The organism is Candidatus Binatia bacterium, from assembly GCA_036563615.1.
GTDB lineage: Bacteria > Desulfobacterota > Binatia > UBA12015 > UBA12015 > DATCMB01.
Genome location: DATCMB010000018.1, coordinates 313,414 through 332,308, shown reverse-complemented (window position 1 = coordinate 332,308; position 18,895 = coordinate 313,414). Strand labels below are relative to the sequence as shown.

Sequence of the window (18,895 nt, the reverse complement as noted above, 5' to 3'; positions counted from 1 at the left end):
AAAGCAGGCGCCGATGCGGCAGTACCTCGACTTGCTGAAGCGGATCCTCGAGAAGGGCGTCCCCAAGAGCGACCGGACGGGAACCGGCACGCTGAGCCTGTTCGGCGAGCAGCTCCGCTTCGAGCTCACCGACGGCTTCCCATGCTTGACGACCAAGCGTCTGCACTGGCCGTCGATCGTGCACGAGCTGCTGTGGTTCCTGCGCGGCGACACCAACATCGCCTACCTGCACGAGAACGGCGTCACGATCTGGGACGAGTGGGCCGACGCCGACGGCGAGCTCGGACCGATCTACGGCTACCAGTGGCGCAAGTGGCCGGCGCCCGACGGCCGCACGATCGACCAGATCGCGCAGCTCGTCGACGAGATCCGCCGCAACCCGGACTCGCGCCGGCTCGTGGTCAGCGCCTGGAACGTCGCCGACATCGAGCGCATGGCGCTGCCGCCGTGCCACTGCCTGTTCCAGTTCTACGTCGCGCGCGGGCGCCTCTCCTGCCACCTCTACCAGCGCAGCGCCGACGTCTTCCTCGGCGTGCCGTTCAACATCGCGTCCTACGCGCTGCTGACGCACATGCTCGCCACGCAGACCGGCCTCGACGTCGGCGAGCTCGTGATCAGCTTCGGCGACGTGCACCTGTACGTGAACCACCTGCCGCAGGCGCGTCTGCAGCTCGAGCGCACGCCGCGCTCGCTGCCGCGGCTGCGCATCGCGCCGCGCGCGACCTCGATCTTCGACTACCGCTACGAGGACTTCGCGCTCGAAGGCTACGATCCCCATCCCGGGATCAAGGCTCCGGTCGCGGTGTGATCGTCTCGCTCGTCGTCGCGGTCGCGGAGAACGGCGTGATCGGGCGCGACGGCGCCCTGCCCTGGCGGCTGCCGGCCGACCTGCGCCGCTTCCGCGAGCTCACGCTCGGCCACCACGTGATCATGGGGCGCAAGACGTACGAGTCGATCGGACGCGCGCTCGACGGACGCGTGAACGTCGTGCTGACGCGACAGACGGAGCTCGACGCGCCCGGCTGCCGCGTCGCGCGTGACCTCGACGAGGCGCTCGAGATCGCGCACGCGGCCGGCGAGAGCGAAGCCTTCGTCATCGGCGGCGCCGCGGTGTACGAAGCGGCGCTGCCGCGGGCGGCGCGCATCTACTTGACGCGGGTCGCAGCAAGGGTCGAGGGCGACACGTACTTCCCCGAGCTCGATCCCGGCGAGTGGCGCGAGACCGCGCGCGAGGAGCGCCCCGCCGACGAGCGCAATCCCTACGCGATGGCGTTCACGCGGCTCGAGCGGCGCGCGCCCGCCTCCTGACCTCCTCGATCCGCGGCGCGAGCTCGCGGTAGAGCTCGAGCTGGCTCGCGAGCACGGCGAGCGCGGCGCGACGATCGGCGTCGTCGCCGATCCGCTCCTCGTCCGCGGCAATCGCCTCCTCCGCCGCGCGCACCAGCTCCGCCATCGCGGGCGCAGGGCGCGGCGGACGTCCGCTCAGCTCGTCGGCCGCGGCCTCGAGGTTCGGCGCCACGGCGACCGCGAGCGCGTGGCTGCGGTCGCGCGACGGCAGGTCGACGCGCGACGGCACGGTGTTCAGCCGGTTGCGCACCAGCGCGAGGAGCACGAGAAACGCGCCCTGCACCGCCTGCAGCAGCGCGAGCAGGCGACGCTGCTCGTCGCGGTGCTCGGGCGTCGATGCCCCGGGCTCGAACTGCGCCTCGCCGTGCATGCGCAGCGTCGCGGCGAGGTCCTGCGAGATCTGCAAGCGAAAGCCGCGCGCGGGACGCACGACCCGCTCGCCGACGCCGCCCGACACGCCGACCTGCGAGAGCAGCGCCATGTGCCGCAGCGCCGACTCGAGGCTGTTCACCATGTCGCGCCCGGCGAGCACGGGCCAGAGCCAGTACGTCACGCCGGCCGTGACGAGGTTGCCGATCAGGATGCCGAGCACGCGGTCGCGCGGCCGCGTGAGGTCGACGCTCGGTCCCCAGGTGTCGAAGGTGCAGAGCGCGAACGCGAACGCGATCTGGATGCCGACGTACGAGATGCGCGCGCTCCCGGTCGCGACGTACGCCGCGATGCCGGTGCCGAGCGCGACCGCGATCAGGAACGGCGGCAGCGAGTCGAAGTTCGGCACCACGATCAGCAGCGTCGCGATGCCGAGCACGCCGCCGAGCAGCGCGCCGGAGAGCCGCAGGATCGCCTTCTGCACGGTCGCGCCGAAGCTCGACTGGGCGACGAACAGGCAGGTGACGATCGCCGTGAAGATGCCCGGCCACTGCAGCCCGACGACCAGCAGGTAGCAGATCATCGCCGCGATCGTGGCCTGGGCGGCAAAGCGCACGTCGCGCACGTTGGAGAACGTGCACGTGGGTCCGAAGAAGCGCGGCGGGCCGGCGTCGAGGACCGAGCCGAGCGCCTCGGGCGAGGCGGCGCCGTGCGGCGCGAGGAACGCCGTCGCCGGCCGCACGTGCTCGAGCGCGTCCTCGAGGTCGACGATCGGCGGCAGGAGCCAGGCGTCGCGCGGGTCCGCGCCGGCGAGCTTGCCCGCGGCGGGCGCGGCGACGTCTCTCGCAGCGGCGTCGATCTCCGCAGCGTCGTCCTTCGCAGCTCCGTCCGCGGCCGAGCCGTCGGGCGCGGCGAGCGAGCGGCGCTCGACCAGCGCGTCGCGCAGCTCGGCGACGCCGGCGCGCACGCGCTCGAGACGAGCTGCGAGCGCGTCGCCGATCGGGACGCCGCGACCCGTCGGGTCGCGCTGCTGCAGCAGCGTCTCGAGCGCGAGCGACGCCACCGCGATGCGATTCACCGTCTCGATCAGCACGAGCTGCTCCGTGTGACGGCGGCGCAGCGCGCGGTAGCGGCTCTCGGCGTTCGACAGCAGGTCGAGCTGACGCGCGAGGCCGTTGAACGCGCCGTCGCGCAGACGCTGCACGTCGTCGCCCGCAGACTCGAGCCGCTCGCCGGCGACGGTCCGTGCGAGCCGCGCCTCGACGGCGCCGAGGATGCCGGCGAGGTCCTCGAGCAGGAGGTCCTCCGGATCGTCCGGCCAGACCAGGAGCTGCGCCGCCGTCGCCACCACGACGGCGAACGAGACCGCACCGACGCGCCAGAGCCCGCTCGTCACCGACAGCGCCGGCTCGGCCGCATCGCTGGCGAGGAACATCACGACGGTGATCGCGCCGAGCTGCGCGACGTAGGGGTACGCGCTCGTCCGCGACAGGAACATCCCCGCGAAGATCCACGCCGCGATCAGCGGCACGAGGACCCACGGCTGCTGCGGAAAGGCGGCAAAGGTCGCGATGACGCCCGCCGCGCCGAGCACCGTCCCGAGGATGCGCAGGATCGCCTTGTCGATCGACGCGCCGACGTTCGGCTGGCTCACGACGAAGATCGAGATCACGAACCAGTGGCCGTAGGGGATGCGGAACGTCATCACGAGCAGCGCGGAGACGACGCAGGCGACGGTGATGCGGGCCGTCGCGCGCCAGCGCGCCGGCGACGGCGCAAGCTCGGTGCGCAGCAGCTCGGCGAGGCGGGTGAGCAGCGGCGGCCGCCGTTCGTCCGGCGAAGCGTCGCGGGTAGCGGCGCGCAGCGCGCCGGTCGTCGGAGCCGTCACGGAACCACCGTCCGGGAGGAAATCCCTTCGCGCGAGCGCGCCGTCAAGGGAGCGGCGCCCTCGTCGATGCACGCCACGCTTGGTAGAACCGGGCGCCGTGCGGGCCGCGCTGGGGATGGGGCTGCTCGCCGCGCTGCTCGTGGTCGGTGCGGCGAGGGTCGCGGCCGAGGTCGACGCCGATCGGCTCGCCGCGCGCTACGGCTTCGCGCCGCACCACCTCGGCTACGTGCTCTTCGACCCGACCGACGGTCGCGTGCTCGACGAGCACAACGCGGACGAGCCCTTCATCCCGGCGTCGACCACCAAGGTCGCGACCGCGCTCGCCGCGCTCGAGGTGCTCGGCGCGGACTTCCGATTCTCGACCACGCTGCTCGCGACCGGCTCCATCGAGGACGGCGTCCTCGAGGGCGATCTGTGGCTGCGCGGCGGCGGCGATCCGACGCTGACCAGCGACGACCTGCGCGATCTCGTCGGCGATCTGCGCGCGGCGGGCGTGCGGCGCGTCGCGGGATCGTTCTTCTACGACGAGTCGCTCTTCCCGCGCACCAACGAGATCGACGTGCTGCAGCCGGAGGCGTCGACCTACAACCCGGCCGTCGAAGCGCTGCCCGTCAATTACAATCGCTTGGTGCTGCGCTGGCGGCGCGATCCGCGCACGGGGCGGCTCGACGCGACCTTCCTCTCGCCGGCGGACGGCGGCGCGGTGCCGGTGCACGGCCTCTCGGCGGGGCTGCTCTCGGCCGACGTCGACCCGCGCATCGAGCTCGCGTTCGCGCCCGGCCCGAAGCCGCGCTGGCTGCTCTCGCCGCGGCTGCCGGCGAAGGGCTCGGTCGAGGTGCCGGTGAAGGCCGAGCCGGGCGGGCTCGCGGCGGAGATCTTCGCGACCCTCGCCAGGCGCGCCGGCGTCGAGCTGCCGCCACCGCAGCGTGGCACGGTGCCGTCGGGGGCGCGCGAGATCGCGCGCGTCGAGAGCGCGCCGCTCACGAGGGTGGTCGAGGGTCTGCTGCGCTTCAGCAACAACCTCACGGCGGAGCTCACCGGGCTCGCCACCTCGCGCCGCCTCACGGGCGAAGGTCTCTCGCTGCGCGCCTCGGCGGAGCGCGTCGCGCGCTGGTGGCAGGACCGCCTGCCGCAGACCTCGTTCGCCGGCTTCGTCGCGGCGAACCACTCCGGCCTGAGCTCGGTGACGCGCCACACGCCGCGCCAGCTCGCCGCGATCCTGCGCCACGGCTACACCAGGCACGCCGCGGCGCCGCGGCTGCCCGAGCTGCTCAAGGAGTACTCGCCGGGCGAGCTCGCCGCGGGCGGCAACGGCACGGCGCGGGTCGCGGAGCAAGCAGCCGTCACGCCGCGCGTGCGCGCCAAGACGGGGACGCTGCTCTACGCCGACGGCCTGGTCGGCTACCTCACCGACGCCCGTGGCCGCGAGCTCGGCTTCGTCATCCTGCTCACCGACGCCGCGGCGCGGGCGCGGCTCGACGCCGAGCGTGACGTCCGCGTGCGCACGTCGCCGCCCGAAGCGACGGACTGGACGTCGCGGGCGAAGGCGCTCGAGCGCGAGCTCGTCACCCGCTGGAGCTCCGGCGACCACCGGGGATCGCGCGGCCCCCACAACAAAAGCGACGGCTCGAGTCCACCTTGACCCTCGGGGCCTGAGCCACTAGTTCGCCGAGGGCCCGATCGAGAGGGGGAGTCCGTGTTCGAAAGACTGATGCCGAAGGAGATCGCCTTCTTCGACTACTTCGAGAAGATGGCGGCGAAGATCCTGGAAGGCTGCACGGCCCTCGTCGATCTCCTCGAGGACTGCACCAACGTCCCGGAGAAGGCCCGCCGCATCAAGGTGATCGAGCACGAGGCCGACCTGATCACCCACCAGTGCATCGAGAAGCTCCACACCACCTTCATCACCCCGTTCGACCGTGACTCGATCCACCGGCTGATCACCAAGATGGACGACATCCTCGACCTCGCCGAAGCGGTCTCCGACCGGCTCACCGTCTACGAGATGACCTCGCCGACCGAGGAGGCGAAGCAGCTCGCCCGCGTGCTCGTGTTCAGCGTCGAGGAGGTCGCCAAGGCGGTGACCGGGCTCAGCAACATGAAGAACGCGCAGGAGATCCTCGCCCGCTGCGTCGAGGTGAACCGGCTCGAGAACGAGGCCGACACGCTGCTGGGCGTCGCGGTCGGCAAGCTGTTCAAGACCGAGCGGGATCCGCTTCAGGTCATGAAGTGGAAGGAGCTCTACGAGGGCCTCGAGGAGGCGACGGACCGCTGCGAGGACGTCGCAAACCTGGTGGAAGGCATCGTGCTCGAGCACGCCTGACCGGAGGAGCTCCCCATCGATACCGCGCTGCTCGTCGCGGTCGCGATCATCGTGGTCGCGCTCGTCTTCGACTTCATCAATGGCTTCCACGACGCCGCGAACTCGATCGCGACCGTCGTGTCGACGCAGGTGCTCACCCCGCGCGTCGCCGTGCTGTGGGCGGCGTTCTTCAACTTCATCGCCGCGTTCGGCTTCGAGACGCACGTCGCGAAGACGATCGGCAAGGACGTGATCGACATCGCCGCGCTGTCGACAACCGCAGCGCTGAGCATCGTCACCGCGGGCCTGATCGGCGCGATCGTGTGGAACCTGATCACCTGGTACTTCGGCCTGCCGAGCTCGTCGTCGCACGCGCTGGTCGGCGGGCTGGTCGGCGCGGCGGTCGCCGAGGCGTCGAGCTTCGAGCTCGTGCACTGGCACGGCATCGAGGTGATCGCGATCTTCATCGTCGTCGCGCCGACGATGGGGCTGCTGCTCGGCGCGTCGCTGATGGTCGCGATCGCCTGGGTCTTCCGCCGTCAGCCGCCGCTGCGCATCGACCGCTGGTTCCGCATCGGACAGCTCTTCTCGGCGGGCTTCTACAGCCTCGGCCACGGGCTCAACGACGCGCAGAAGACGATGGGCGTCATCTTCATGGTGCTCGCCGCGACCAACTATCTCGACGCCGAGGCGGTGCGCGTCGGCCACGTGCCGTTCTGGGTGGTGCTGATCTGCCACGCCGCGATGGGTCTCGGCACCGCGATGGGCGGCTGGCGCATCGTCAAGACCATGGGCATGCGCATCACCAAGCTGAAGCCGGTCGGCGGCTTCGCCGCCGAGACCGCCGGCGGCCTCACGCTCGCGCTGAACTCCTGGATGGGCATCCCGGTGTCGACGACGCACGTCATCACCGGCGCGATCGCGGGCGTCGGCTTCACCCGCGGCACGCGCGCCGTCCGCTGGGGCATCGCCGGGACCATCGTGTGGGCCTGGGTGCTGACCATCCCGATGTCGGCTCTGGTCGCGGCGATCACGTGGTACGTGATCGGCATCTTCCTGTAGGGTCCAGCGCCATGAGCGATCGCCCCCAGGTGGAGAGCGGACCGTTCCGCGACCCCGCGCGCCCGGTCGAGGAGCGCGTCGAGGATCTGCTGCGCCGCATGACGCTCGAGGAGAAGATCGAGCAGATGAGCGGCCTGCAGATGGAGGCAATCGACGGCCTCTACCACACGCCGGCGAACGAGCGGCTCGGCATCCCGGGCTTCCGCATGGTCGACGGGCCGCGCGGCGTGCGCGCGGGCGAGACGACGGCGTTCCCCGTCGGCATGGCGCGCGGCGCGACCTTCGATCCGGACCTCGAGCGGCGCGTCGGCGAGGCGATCGGCGTCGAGACGCTGGCGCGCGGCGGCAACGTCATCCTGGCGCCGGTGGTCAACCTGCTGCGCCACCCGCGCTGGGGCCGCGCGCAGGAGACCTACGGCGAGGACACGCACCACGTCGGCGTCATGGGTGCCGCGTTCGTCGAGGGCGCGCAGCGCCACGTCGTCGCCAGCGTCAAGCACTACGCGGTCAACAGCATCGAGAACAACCGCTTCACGGTGAGCGCGAACCTCTCCGAGCGCACGCTGCGCGAGGTCTACCTGCCGCACTTCCACCGCGTCGTGCGCGCGGGCGTCGGCTCGATGATGGCCGCGTACAACCGCGTGAACGGCGTCTGGTGCGCCGAGCACGAGCTGCTGCTGCGCCGCATCCTGAAAGAGGAGTGGGGCTACGACGGCTTCGTCGAATCCGACTGGATCTTCGGCATGCACGACACCGTGGGGTCGGTGCGCGCCGGGCTCGACATCGAGATGCCGTGCGCCAAGGTGTACGGCGAGCGCCTGCGTCAGGCGGTCGAGTCGGGCGCGGTGAGCGAGGCGCTCATCGACGACGCCGTCCGCCGCATCCTGCGGATCATGTTCCGCTTCGACATCTACGACGGCCCGCTGCCGCTCGACCCGACGATCGTCGCCTGCGCCGAGCACACCGCGCTCGCGCGAGAGGTCGCGCGCAAGTCGATCGTGCTGCTGAAGAACGACGGCGCCCTGCTGCCGATCGACCGCACGCAGACGCGGCGCATCGCGCTCGTCGGTGCGCTCGCCGACGAGAAGAACCTCGGCGATCGCGGCAGCAGCTACGTCTCGCCGCCGTACGCCGTCACGCCGCGCGCGGCCTTCGAGGAGCGCGCGCACGGCTTCACGCTCGACGTCGTCGCGACCGACACGCCAACCGCAGAGGACCTCGCGCGCATCGCGCAGGCCGACGTCGCGATCGTCGTCGCGGGCCTGACCTACGAGGACGAGGGCGAGGGCCAGGTGGCGGCGGGCGACCGCACGCGGCTCGAGCTGTCGGACGAGCACGAGCGGCTGATCCTCGACGTCGCGCGCGCGAACCCGCGCACGGTCGTCGTGCTCGAGGGCGGCAGCGCGATCGTCGTCGAGCGCTGGATCGATCAGGTGCCGGCCGTGCTCATGGCCTGGTATCCCGGCATGGAGGGCGGGCACGCGATCGCCGAGGTCCTGCTCGGCGAGGTCGCGCCGTCGGGCCGTCTGCCGATCACCTTCCCGCGCTCGGAAGACCAGCTCCCGCCCTGGGCGAACGACCGCGACGAGGTCGAGTACGGCTTCCTGCACGGCTACCGGCTGCTCGACGCCGCGGGCGAGGAGCCGCGCTTCCCGTTCGGCTTCGGGCTCTCGTACACGACGTTCGCGTACCGCAGCTTGACGCTCGAGTCCGACGCGATTGCACCCGACGGCGTGCTGCGCGCGCACGTCGAGGTCGCGAACACGGGAGCGGTCGCGGCCGACGAGGTCGTGCAGCTCTACGTCGGCGCGCAGGGCTCGCGCGTCGAGCGCGCGCCGCGCGACCTGCGCGCGTTCGAGCGTGTGCACGTCGCGCCGGGCGAGACGGCGACGGTCGTGCTCGAGGTTCCCGCCGCGGAGCTCGCCTACTGGGACGAGGGCGCGGGCGCGTGGCGGATCGAGGACGTCGAGTACGTCGCGTGGGTCGGCGGGTCGTCACGCGACCTGCCGCTGCGGGCGAGCTTCCGGGTCAAGCACTGAACCGCGCGCGCGGGCGGCGCGAGCGCGCCGCCGCTTACGCGCGCGACGTCAGCCGGCCTGCGCGCTCGGCCGCGCCGCGACGCGCTCGAACCAGGCCTTCAGATTCACCAGCGACTCGTCGAACGGTTGCTTGACGGTGCGGCCGAAGTCGAGCGCGGAGAACAGGATGATGTCCGCGAGCGTGAAGCGCTCGCCGGCGAGCCAGCTCTTGCCGGCCAGCAGGCCGTCGAGCCAGGCGAGCCGCTGGCGGACGAGCGCCTTCAAGCCGTCTGCGGCCTCGGGCAGCACCGGCATGCGCGGCCGGAAGAGCTCGATGCCCTCCGACCAGCGGAACGCGTTGTAGAGGTGCTCGGTGATCAGCAGCTCGACGCGGCGCTGCCACATGCGGGTCTCGGCGCGCTCCTCGGGTGTCGTGCCGATGAGCGCCGGCAGGGGATGCAGCTCCTCGAGGTACTCGCAGATCGCGACCGTCTCGCCGATCACGCGGCCGTCGTCGAGCTCGAGCGCCGGGCTCTGCCCGGCGGGGTTCTTGTCGGTGTACGGCGGACGGCGGTTCTCGCCGCCCAGCAGGTCGAGCTCGACCTTCGGCAGCTCGATGCCCTTCTCGATCATGAACATCCGCACAGTGCGCGGATTGGGTCCGATCGAGGTGTAGAGCTTCATCGCACGTCCCTTCGGCAGTCGCCGAATCGCTCCGTCAGCAGTCGCCGAGCGCGTAGATCGTGCCGTCGACCTGACCGACGTACAAGCGCCCGGGCGCGAGGATCGGCGCGGTCTCGAACTTCTTCTTCGTCTGCTTGGTGAACAGCAGGTTGCCGTTCTTGTCGAACGCGTGCAGCGCCTTCTTCATCACCACGTAGACGTTGCCGTTCGCGTCGATCACCGGGGGCGTGTTGCGGGCGCGCCCGCGACCGAGCTGGGTGTAGTCCTTCTTCCACTTGAGCAGGCCGTTGAAGCCGATCGCGTAGAGCGACGTCTTCTGACCGCGCGACGCGAGGAAGAAGATCGTGCCGTTGGTCGTGTCGATCGCGGGCGGCGACTCGATGCGCTCCTTGAAGAGCGCGGCCGTGGGGAACAGCAGCTGCGTCGTCGGCGTACCCGGCAGCGACGGCGGCGGCGTCACGACGAAGAGTCCCTCGTCGAAGCCGATGTAGATCTTGCCCGTGGTCGGATGGACGACCGGGGTGTAGTTCGCGCCGCGTACGCCGTTGCGCTTGGCCTCGAGCTGCACCTCCCAGTTCTTCACGCCGGTCGCGGTCGAGAGGGACGCGACGAACGCGCCGCCGTGCGTGATGTAGACCTGCGAGCCGTCGGGGCTGAGCGCCGGCGACACGTTCTTGATGCCGCCGCCGAGCGGGTTGATGCACCACTTGATGCGCCGCTCGGTGCCCGGGCACATCGCCATGATGGTGCCGCCGCCGAGCGAGTCGGAGCCCATGTAGACGACGCCGTCGGGGCCGATCGACGGCGAGGTCGTGATGTCGCCGTCGGTGCAGACCTTCTGGCGCCACGCGACCGGCGCGATGCTGGCGTTGGTCGGCGGGATGTCGATCGCCCAGAGGTCGTTGTCGCGCGTGCCGACGTAGAGCATGCCGTCGTTGCCGACCGCCGGCGACGAGTAGTCGGGCAGCTTCCCTTGGTTGTCGGTCTGGCACCAGTAGACGTCGCCGTTCGCCGGGTTGAGGGCGCAGATCGGGTACTTCGCCGACGCGAAGAACAGCGTCCCGTCCTCGCCGATCGCCGGCGTGCTCAGGATCTTGCCCTTGATCTTGGTCGTCCAGATCTCGTTGCCGCAGGTCGGGCCGGCGAACGGGGCGTGTCCGGTGTGCTGCGGGTTCTGCTGGAAGAGCGGCCACGGGCTGTTCGCGGGGCCGGGATCGGCGAAGGGCAGACAGCTCCCGGTCGCCTCGAGGCAGACGTTTTTCTGCAGCGCGCTGCCGCAGCGGGTGTCGGCGTGCGCGTCCTGGGCGACGAGCGCCAGCGCGCTGACGAGCCCGAGCGCCAGCGCGAGACGCCGGCGCGGGGTGCCTTGCGGGCGACAGGAACGAACGAGCAACAGCAGCCGCGAGCCGGCCGCAGCCGGCAGGTACGCGTGATTGGGCATGATCGCGTGTCTCCGGTGAAGCGGGATGGAGGTCCGCTCGGAAGCCCACATGATGGCCGAGTGCTCGGCCGCGGGCAATGCGGAATTTCGCGGCGCCTGCGCCCCCCGATGCGCGCGAGCAGCGCATGCGCCTCGCCCGAGCGCCTGCGCGGTCGGCGTTCGTTTTCGGTCACGGCGGCGATCCGCTATGCCTGCCTACGAATGAAGAACGCGACCTTTTTTTGTCTTCTCGCCGCTGCCCTCGCCGGCTGCGCCGCGACCCGCGTCAGCAACCTCAGCGAAGCGCCGCCGCCGGCTTCGGGCGCGCGCCCGGTCGCGATCTACGTGTCGAGCTTCGAGGTCGACCCGAGCGCCATCAAGCAGAGCTCGGGCGTGCTCGGCGACCTGCAGCAGGAAGCCAACCAGCGTCCGCGGCCGCTCGCGAGCCTGCTCGGCCGCAGGCCGGTGCTCGGCGGCCCGCCGACCGAGGACGAGGCGATCGGCCTGCTCGCGCAGAGCATCACCGACGCCCTCAACGCGAAGCAGCTCGGCGTCCCCGCGATCCGTGTCCAGCCCGATCAGCCGACGCCGAGCAACGGCTGGATCGTCGGCGGGCGCATCGTCAACGTCGACCCGGGCAACGCCGCGCGCAGCGCGACGGTCGGCTTCGGGACCGGCGAGTCGCAGGTCGAGGTGCAGGTCGACGTCGTCGCGATGCGCGACGGCGCGCGCACGCAGCTCCTGAGCTTCTCCGACTCGGCGCAGAGCCGGAAGACGCCGGGCGGTCTGGTGATGATGAACCCCTACGCGATGGCGGCGAAGTTCGTCGTCTCGCGCAACGCGACCGAGCGCGAGATCCAGCAGCTCGGCGGCCAGATCGCGGACGAGATTGCCGCGTATCTGAACGGCGGCGCGTCGGCGTCGTAGGCCGTCGCGCGCGCGTCGGCAGAGCGGCGTCGGCCGTCAGTCGCCGAGCACGAGCGAGCGCCAGATCGCGTTCAGCACCGAGAGCACGATCGCGCCGAAGAACGCGGGCCAGAATCCCGTGACGTGAAAGCCGTCCAGCATCGCCGAGGCGAGCTGGATCATGAGCCCGTTGATCACCAGCAGGAACAACCCGAAGGTGAGGATCGTCAGCGGGAAGGTCAGGATCTTCAGCACCAGCCCGACGGTCGCGTTGACCAGACCGATCACCAGCGACGCGAGCAGCGCCGAGCCGAAGCTCCGCACGCTGAAGCCCGGCACGATGTGCGCGACGATCATCAGGCTGAGCGCGCTCAAGAACCACTGCAGGATCAGGTACATCGCCTCCCTCCCTCGTCGGACCGCCACCGCCTGGCGCGTCGGCGCGGTCACCATCGCCGCATCGGGGAGGTAGTTCAACTGCAGGCGCCGGTGGGTGATCGTCCGGCGTCCGGGCGTCGCTGGCGCGCGGCGCGCCGCTTCCGTCGCGTGCACGGGCCAGCGGGCGGAAAGCGGACGGCTTCGTGCGCGTGGCCTCGCGGCGTTGCCGGAGAGCGAGGCTTCGTCGGCTTGCAATCCGGTCACCCGTTGGCGCACAAGGTGGCGGAATCAGGCGCTCTTCGACGCGCGCACGCGGTCGCACCTCCGCCGCATGCCGGCCCGAGGATCGCCTCGTGTCGTGCATGGACGCACGAGCCGCCCGCTTCGCGGCCACCCCCGGGAGCGCGGCGGTCCCCCCGACGCGGCCGCGCCACGGAAGGCGCGGCCGCGCGAGCCTTCGGCGGCCGGTCGACGCAGCGCACGTCGTCCGCCGTGCAAGGCGAGCGGCCGTGCGGTAATCCCCGAGGGCTCGCTTCCTCCCGTGCCGGAGTGGCGGAATGGCAGACGCGCCGGACTCAAAATCCGGTTCGGGCAACCGAGTGCGGGTTCAAGTCCCGCCTCCGGCACCTCGACACTTTCCCGAGCGCGAAGCACGCCGCCGAGCGGCGTAGCCGCACGCGGCGAGCGTCGCGGGACGGCGAGCGCTCGACCCGAAAGAGCGTCGCGGACGAGCAGTCGATCGCAGAAGCGGAGCACCATCTCGCGATCGTCAAGCAATGATGCCGGACGCGAATGCCTCCATCGGCGCGACGCTCACGCGGTTGCTGCCGCGCACGCCTGACTCGCCGCGTCTCTAAAGCCCGCTCCGCCCACCGTCGAAACCCAGCACAGAGCACCGCGTTCACGCAGCGCGTTGCGTCCGTCGGCGCTCCCAGGTCGGCGACGCCGCGCGCGTCGCGCCCGCGGAGAACGCACGGGGCGCGCGCTCGTGCGCGCGAGCGGCGCGTCGAGATCGACGCGCCCGCAGTCTCGACAGGCTCTCGTCATGAACAAAGTTACTGCTCCGCTCGTCGTCGCCGCCGCGATCGGCGGTCTGCTCAGCCTCGGCTCGGCGCACGCCCGCGCCGACCGACCAACGCTCGACATCATCGACAGCAACGCGCGCACGACCTCCGCGCGCGCCAGCGAGAGCAACGCGATGTGCCTCACCTGCGACCTCGTCCACGCCCTCTCGACGTCCGCGAAAGCCCTGCTCGGCCCACGCGCCGCGTCCGCGGCGGACGCGCCTCCGACGCAGACGCCGGCAAGCACGCCGGCGCAAGCACAGCCGACCGCCAGCGGCGCAACCGCGAAGAGCGACGACACCTCTCCGGCTTCGGTCGTCTTCCGCGGCGGACGCGTCTACACCGTCGACCCGAAACGCCCGTGGGCCGAGGCGGTCGCCGTGCGCGACGGCGCAATCGTCGCCGTCGGCTCGAACGACGAGGTCGCAGAGCGGATCGGCCCCGACACCAAGGTCGTCGAGCTCGCGGGACGCATGCTGCTGCCGGGCTTCGTCGAGGGGCACATGCACCCGCTCGTGGGCGCGTTCTTCGCGGCCGGCGTCGACCTGCAGCTCGAGAACAAGGAGCAGGCGCTCGAGGCCGTCGCGCGCTACGCGCGCGAGAACCCCGACGGTCCGGTGCGCGGCTTCGGCTGGCGCGTCGACATGTTCCCGTCCGAAGGGCCGAACCGCGCCGACCTCGACCGCATCGTCCCCGACCGCCCGGTGCTACTTTTTTCGATCGACGCGCACAGCCTGTGGGTGAACAGCAAGGCGCTCGAGATGGCGGGCATCGATCGCAACACGCCCGATCCGGTGCCGGGCTTCAGCTACTACGTGCGCGACGAAGAGGGCGCGCTCGCGGGCTACGTGCTCGAGCTGCCGGCGCTGCTGCCGATCGTCAACGCGATCGTGCCGCTGACGCGCGAGACCGTCGACCCGCTGTTCGCCGCCTGGGCGGCGCGCGCCGCCGCGGCCGGGATCACCACGGTGTTCGACGCCGGCGCACCACCGCTCGGCGACGACCCCGAGGGGATGCTGCAGGTCTACACGGACTTCGCGCGCGAAGGACGCCTGCCGTTCCGCGTCGTCGCGAGCCATGCGCTGAAGGAGGCACCGGTGGACCACGCGGTGGCGCGCGTGAAAGAGCTCGACCGACGCTTCTCACACGGCGTCGTGCAGGCGCGCGTGCTCAAGATCATCGGCGACGGCACCGCCGAGGGCTACACCGCCTGGCTCATCGAGCCCTACGCCGACAAGCCCGACGACGTCGGCAAGTCGCCGTTCTCGGTCGAGGAGTGGAAGAAGGTCGTGCGCGAGGCGGACGCGGCCGGCATCGACCTGCACATCCACGCGATCGGCGAGCGCACGACGCGCGTCGCGCTCGACGCGATCGAGGAAGCGGTCCGCGTCAACCCACCGCGCGACCGTCGTCACACGCTGGCACACCTGGTGTACGTCGAGGACGAGGACATCCCGCGCTTCGGCAAGCTCGGCGTGATCGCGCAGTTCTCCGGCAACTGGTTCTCCGCCGACCCGGCGACGGTCGAGATCGCGCTCGAGCGCTACGGTCCCGAGCGCCAGAAGAAGACGTTCCGCGCCCGCTCGATCCTCGACACGGGCGGCGAGATCTCGTTCGGCACCGACTGGCCCGCGGCGGGCTACTTCTCGACCTTCAAGCCGCTCGACTCGCTGCAGGTCGCGGTGACGCGTCAGCTCGTCGGCAAGCCCGACGCGCCGGTGCTGCCGCCGCTCGACCAGAAGCTCGACCTCGCGCAAGCGATCCGCGCCAACACCCTGGGCGCGGCGCGCCAGCTACGCCTCGATCACCAGATCGGCTCGATCGAGGTCGGCAAGCGCGCCGACCTCGTCGTGCTCGAGCGCAACCTCTTCGAGCTCGACCCGCACGACCTCGCGAAGACGCGCGTCGACATGACGATGGTGGACGGACGCTTCACGCACGGCGCGCCGTAGCGTGCCACGCGGGGAGAAGCCCAGCCGCACGCTCGTCCACGGCGCGCCCGAAGTCGGCGACGCAACGCCGGAGCGCTCGCTCACGGCACGCCGCGACACAGCAGCACTCTCCCGCCGTTGCGCAGCACGCAGCCGTCGCGCGCCGGGGCGGGCGGGCTCGCGTCGAGCTGCAGCGCCTGGCACTCGTCCGGCTGCGGGTAGAGGTCGCGCTCGGGATCGCGCCCGACCGGCGTGACGCTCAGCGGCAGGCCCGTCGGCAGCGCGAGGTGCGCGCGACGCCCGCGCACCACGACGCGCGCGAGGTCGTTGCCGAGTGGCTTGACGTCGACCGTGAACGCGTCCTCGCGTGGATTCGGCGGTGAGCGAAAGCGCCACGACGCGCCGGGGCCGCTGCCACGCCGCCAGCCGCTACGCGTCGAGGGATCGTACGCGCCGGGCGCCGCGTCGACGTCGAGCACGACGTCGCCGCTCGCGTCGCGCACCACCAGGCGGAATCCATCGCGCTCCGGGTCGAGGAACGGCACGTAGTACGGGAAGCGTCCCGCGGCCGTGAACCGCCCGCCGCGCGTGCCGTTCGACGTCAAGCGCAGGGTCACGTCATTCAAGAACGGCCGGTCGAGCGGGCAGACGTCACAGGCGTCGCCGCGACGGTCGCGGTCGGTGTTGGTCTGCGCGGAATCCGGGGCGAACGGGCAGCCGTCGCAGGCGTCGCCGACGCCATCACCGTCGCTGTCGCGCTGTGCGACGTCGGGCGTCGCCGCGCAGACGTCGATCGAATCGCAGACGCCGTCGCCGTCCGCATCGGTCGCGTCGCCCGTGCACGTCGACGGCGCGCCGCGGCACAGGAAGCACGGCTCGATCGCGCACGCGGAATCGCAGCCGTCGCCCGCGACCACGTTGCCGTCGTCGCAGTCCTCGGTCGGCTCGACGACGCCGTTGCCGCAGGTGGCCGGCGCGTCGCCGAGCAGGCGCACGACGGCGGCTCGACGCCGCAGACCGTCGAACACCGAGCCCGCGACGAGGATCCCGCCGGCACGATCGAGCGCGAGCGCGGCGACGCGGGGGCGAAGCGGCGAGGCGCGGAATTCCCGGTCCGGGTACACCGGATCGGAGAGCGGCAACGCCGCGACGCCGCCGTCGCCGAAGCTCGCATCGAGCGTCCCACCCGCGGTGAAGCGCAGCACGCGCACGTCGCGCTGCGCGGCAGAGAGCGGTGCGACGTCCGCCAGGACGAGCAGCTTGCCGTCGGCCTGCAGGACTGCGTCGACGGGAATCGCGGCCTGTCGCACGACCCCTGCGTCGCCGTAGCTCGCGTCAAGCACACCGTTCGCGTCGCAGCGCGCGATCAGCAGCTCGCCGTCGTACTCGCCGACGGCGAGGAACGAATCGTCGCTCAGGACGAAGAGCTTCCGCCACACGCGCTCCGCGGCGGGTACTCCCGGCACCGCCTGCGCGACGCCGCTCACGCCGAACGACCAGTCGCGCGAGCCGTCGTCTTCGAGCCGCACCACGCCGACGCCGCCCGCGAGGATCCGACCGTCGCTCTGCAGCGCGACGGCGCGCAGCGCCTCGTTGCGGCGAAGCGAGCCCGTGCCGGCGAAGCTCGCATCGGGCGCGAGCGCGCCGTCGAGGCGTGCGATCCACTCCTCTGGGAGCGACGCCGAGCCGCCGGCCATCAGCAGCCGGCCGAGCGGGTCGGCGATCGCGGACGCGACGAAGGCATCGTGGCCGTAGTGACGCGTCACCCGGCCGCCGTACGCGACGCCGCCGTCGAGCGATCCGTCGGCGCGGTAGCGCGCCAGCACCAGACGGTTGTCGGTGCGCTCGCCGATCACGACGAACCGGCCGTCGGCAAGGCGGACCAGCGTCCGCGATGTCGGTCGTGTAGTAGCCCTCGATCAGGTCGTCGTGGGTCACGGTCGCGTCGACGAGCGGCGCCACACCGTTCTCGCCGAAGTCGGGATCCGGTGCGCCCGTCGCGGTGAACGCGACCGCACCCACGTCGCCGGTGCGCCGACCGTTGTACGCCTGCACCGCGAGCACGATGCGACCGTCGGGTCCGACGCTCACGGCGCGGGCGTCGTCGTGCGTCACGCCGACGGGGACGCGCACGATCCCGGACGCACCGAAGGACGGCAGCAGCGCGCCCGAGGCGTCGCGGGCGCCGATCGTGATCGTGCGCGCGTACGGATCGCTCGGCGCGACTTCCGGCAACGCGACCAAGAAGCCGTCGTCCGCCCCCGCGACGGCCGCCCACGCCGGCGTGAAGGGGCTCGGAGAGATCTCCACGCTCCCACCCTCGCCGAAGCTCGTCACACGCACGCCGCTCGGCTCGAAGAGCGTGGCCCGGTGTCCTCCGACGACCAGCAGACGCCCGTCCGTGCGCGCCCACGCACCGATCCCTGCGGCCTCGTCGACGAGCAGCGTGCCGCCGCTACCGAACGTCGCATCCGCCGCGCCCGTCGCGTCGAAGCGTCGCAAGGCGTTCGGCAGCCAGGAGGAGACGAGGCTCGCGCCCGCGGCCGACACCGAGAGCGTGCGCCCCTCGACCTCGAGCCAGCGCAGACCCGCGCTCGCGAAGCTCGGGTCGAGATCGCCGCTCGGGTCGAGACGAAGGAGCACGCTCTCGAAGCCGCCGTGGGTCGTGCGCGCGAGCAGCACCAGGCGATCGTCGCCGTCCGACGCGAGCCCGCGCAGCTCGAAGCCGCTCGGCAGATGCGTCCGGACGTCGACGTAGCCGTCGTCGCCGAAGCTCGGGTCGGGCGCGCCGGTTGGATCGAGCCGCAGCAGGAGCGTCCGCGGCCGGGGGTCGAAGCGTAGATCGTGCTCGACCACGGCGACCACGGCGCGTCCCCCGCTCTGCGCTGCGACGCCGATCGCGGACGCGAACTCCGCGAGGACGACCTCGCCATCGTCCCCGTAGCCCGCGTCACGAGTACCGTCGGGCAGCAGCCGGACGACCACCGCGGCGCTCTCGCCCTCGCCTTGCCACAGCTGGCCGGCGACGAGCAGCGCGCCGTCGGCGGCGCGCGCCATCGCGCGCGGCTGCGCCTCGCTCGCACCGCCGGTCGAGATGGTGGCGACGCCGTCCTCGCCGAAGGCGAGATCCAGGTCGCCCGGCGCGGCGTGCGCGGGACGTGCGGCAAAGAGGATGACCGCGGCGAGCGGGAGCAGCGCCGCAAGAGCGAGACTGGGCCTCGTCGTCACGTGATCGTCTCCTGGTCTTTGGAAGCCGGCCTCTCGGGTCGGGAAAGATCCAAGGAGCGGAGTCCGCCGAGGCTTCGTCGCTTCTGCTCGGCTTGCGAGCGCGAGCACCGTACGGGCGTGGTCGCGTCTCGGTCAAGACAGCATTTTTCGTCGCGGCAGAAGGAGCGCGGGCGTCCGCGGCGCGTGCCGCACGGCGCCGTATGCGTCGTCACCCGAGCCGTCGCAGCGCATGCCGCGACGCGGCAAACGCGCGCCGAATCGCGGTTGCCCCGGCGGCATCGAGCGGTGTAGCCACGAC

Annotated in this window: 15 protein-coding genes and 1 tRNA gene; 11 read left to right on the top strand and 5 right to left on the bottom strand. The window is 71.8% G+C overall.

Features of this window, described 5'->3' with window-relative positions; translation table 11 throughout:
• The first annotated feature begins 13 nt into the window (after nucleotides 1-13).
• Both VIS07_15590 and VIS07_15585 read left to right on the top strand, forming a co-directional pair.
• Nucleotides 14-808, top strand: coding sequence for a thymidylate synthase (locus VIS07_15590; protein ID HEY8516931.1), 795 nt, complete (start codon nucleotides 14-16; stop codon nucleotides 806-808).
• Nucleotides 805-1,308 (top strand): dihydrofolate reductase, encoded by a 504-nt coding sequence (locus tag VIS07_15585; GenBank protein HEY8516930.1) that lies wholly within the window; start codon nucleotides 805-807, stop codon nucleotides 1,306-1,308. Before VIS07_15590 ends, VIS07_15585 begins: the two co-directional genes overlap by 4 nt.
• Here VIS07_15585 and VIS07_15580 read toward each other — a convergent pair.
• Nucleotides 1,274-3,604 (bottom strand): FUSC family protein, encoded by a 2,331-nt coding sequence (locus tag VIS07_15580; protein ID HEY8516929.1) that lies wholly within the window; start codon nucleotides 3,602-3,604, stop codon nucleotides 1,274-1,276. The genes VIS07_15585 and VIS07_15580 overlap by 35 nt on opposite strands.
• 97 nt (nucleotides 3,605-3,701) lie before the next feature.
• Between VIS07_15580 and dacB the strand changes: the two genes are divergently transcribed.
• Genes dacB through VIS07_15560 form a run of 4 tightly spaced genes read left to right on the top strand, consistent with a single transcriptional unit; the run spans nucleotide 3,702 to nucleotide 9,007 of the window.
• On the top strand, nucleotides 3,702-5,246 hold the full coding sequence (dacB, locus tag VIS07_15575; protein HEY8516928.1) for a D-alanyl-D-alanine carboxypeptidase/D-alanyl-D-alanine-endopeptidase: 1,545 nt from the start codon (nucleotides 3,702-3,704) through the stop codon (nucleotides 5,244-5,246).
• Nucleotides 5,247-5,300: 54 nt separating this feature from the next.
• On the top strand, nucleotides 5,301-5,927 hold the full coding sequence (locus VIS07_15570) for a DUF47 family protein (protein ID HEY8516927.1): 627 nt from the start codon (nucleotides 5,301-5,303) through the stop codon (nucleotides 5,925-5,927).
• 51 nt (nucleotides 5,928-5,978) lie between these two features.
• The gene (locus tag VIS07_15565; GenBank protein ID HEY8516926.1) at nucleotides 5,979-6,968 is read left to right on the top strand and encodes an inorganic phosphate transporter; all 990 of its coding nucleotides are present in this window, start codon (nucleotides 5,979-5,981) and stop codon (nucleotides 6,966-6,968) included.
• 11 nt (nucleotides 6,969-6,979) lie between these two features.
• Nucleotides 6,980-9,007, top strand: a complete 2,028-nt coding sequence (locus VIS07_15560; GenBank protein ID HEY8516925.1) for a glycoside hydrolase family 3 C-terminal domain-containing protein — start codon at nucleotides 6,980-6,982, stop codon at nucleotides 9,005-9,007.
• 48 nt (nucleotides 9,008-9,055) lie between these two features.
• Here VIS07_15560 and VIS07_15555 read toward each other — a convergent pair whose 3' ends face one another.
• Together VIS07_15555 and VIS07_15550 are read right to left on the bottom strand one after the other, a co-directional pair.
• Nucleotides 9,056-9,670: a glutathione S-transferase family protein gene (locus VIS07_15555; GenBank protein HEY8516924.1), complete on the bottom strand. Its 615-nt coding sequence runs from the start codon at nucleotides 9,668-9,670 to the stop codon at nucleotides 9,056-9,058.
• Between the two features lie 34 nt (nucleotides 9,671-9,704).
• Nucleotides 9,705-11,111 carry a PQQ-binding-like beta-propeller repeat protein gene (locus VIS07_15550; GenBank protein HEY8516923.1) on the bottom strand — a complete coding sequence of 469 codons (1,407 nt, stop codon included), beginning with the start codon at nucleotides 11,109-11,111 and terminating at the stop codon, nucleotides 9,705-9,707.
• 201 nt (nucleotides 11,112-11,312) lie between these two features.
• On the opposite strand from VIS07_15550, the gene VIS07_15545 reads away from it, so the two are divergent.
• Nucleotides 11,313-12,017 carry a DUF4410 domain-containing protein gene (locus tag VIS07_15545; GenBank protein ID HEY8516922.1) on the top strand — a complete coding sequence of 235 codons (705 nt, stop codon included), beginning with the start codon at nucleotides 11,313-11,315 and terminating at the stop codon, nucleotides 12,015-12,017.
• A gap of 36 nt (nucleotides 12,018-12,053) precedes the next feature.
• On the opposite strand, the gene VIS07_15540 is transcribed toward VIS07_15545, so the two are convergent.
• Entirely contained in the window at nucleotides 12,054-12,395 is a 342-nt protein-coding gene (locus VIS07_15540) for a phage holin family protein (GenBank protein HEY8516921.1), read from the bottom strand.
• Between the two features lie 522 nt (nucleotides 12,396-12,917).
• On the opposite strand from VIS07_15540, the gene VIS07_15535 reads away from it, so the two are divergent.
• Nucleotides 12,918-13,000 (top strand) — tRNA-Leu (locus VIS07_15535).
• Between the two features lie 572 nt (nucleotides 13,001-13,572).
• Entirely contained in the window at nucleotides 13,573-15,390 is a 1,818-nt protein-coding gene (locus tag VIS07_15530; GenBank protein HEY8516920.1) for an amidohydrolase, read from the top strand.
• A gap of 80 nt (nucleotides 15,391-15,470) precedes the next feature.
• On the opposite strand, the gene VIS07_15525 is transcribed toward VIS07_15530, so the two are convergent.
• The gene (locus VIS07_15525) at nucleotides 15,471-17,225 is read right to left on the bottom strand and encodes a hypothetical protein (protein HEY8516919.1); all 1,755 of its coding nucleotides are present in this window, start codon (nucleotides 17,223-17,225) and stop codon (nucleotides 15,471-15,473) included.
• On the opposite strand from VIS07_15525, the gene VIS07_15520 reads away from it, so the two are divergent.
• Nucleotides 17,209-18,210 (top strand): hypothetical protein, encoded by a 1,002-nt coding sequence (locus VIS07_15520; GenBank protein HEY8516918.1) that lies wholly within the window; start codon nucleotides 17,209-17,211, stop codon nucleotides 18,208-18,210. The genes VIS07_15525 and VIS07_15520 overlap by 17 nt on opposite strands.
• 3 nt (nucleotides 18,211-18,213) lie before the next feature.
• Complete coding sequence (locus tag VIS07_15515; protein ID HEY8516917.1) at nucleotides 18,214-18,888, top strand: hypothetical protein; 675 nt, start codon at nucleotides 18,214-18,216, stop codon at nucleotides 18,886-18,888.
• Nucleotides 18,889-18,895 lie beyond the last annotated feature (7 nt).

Bases quoted from the DNA above. Each gene is read 5' to 3' on its own strand.
- VIS07_15590 (HEY8516931.1), top strand. From the start codon at position 14: ATGCGGCAGTACCTCGACTTGCTGAAGCGGATCCTCGAGAAGGGCGTC.
- VIS07_15560 (HEY8516925.1), top strand. From the start codon at position 6,980: ATGAGCGATCGCCCCCAGGTGGAGAGCGGACCGTTCCGCGACCCCGCG.
- VIS07_15555 (HEY8516924.1), bottom strand. From the start codon at position 9,670: ATGAAGCTCTACACCTCGATCGGACCCAATCCGCGCACTGTGCGGATG.
- VIS07_15550 (HEY8516923.1), bottom strand. From the start codon at position 11,111: ATGCCCAATCACGCGTACCTGCCGGCTGCGGCCGGCTCGCGGCTGCTG.
- VIS07_15545 (HEY8516922.1), top strand. From the start codon at position 11,313: ATGAAGAACGCGACCTTTTTTTGTCTTCTCGCCGCTGCCCTCGCCGGC.
- VIS07_15540 (HEY8516921.1), bottom strand. From the start codon at position 12,395: ATGTACCTGATCCTGCAGTGGTTCTTGAGCGCGCTCAGCCTGATGATC.
- VIS07_15530 (HEY8516920.1), top strand. From the start codon at position 13,573: ATGTGCCTCACCTGCGACCTCGTCCACGCCCTCTCGACGTCCGCGAAA.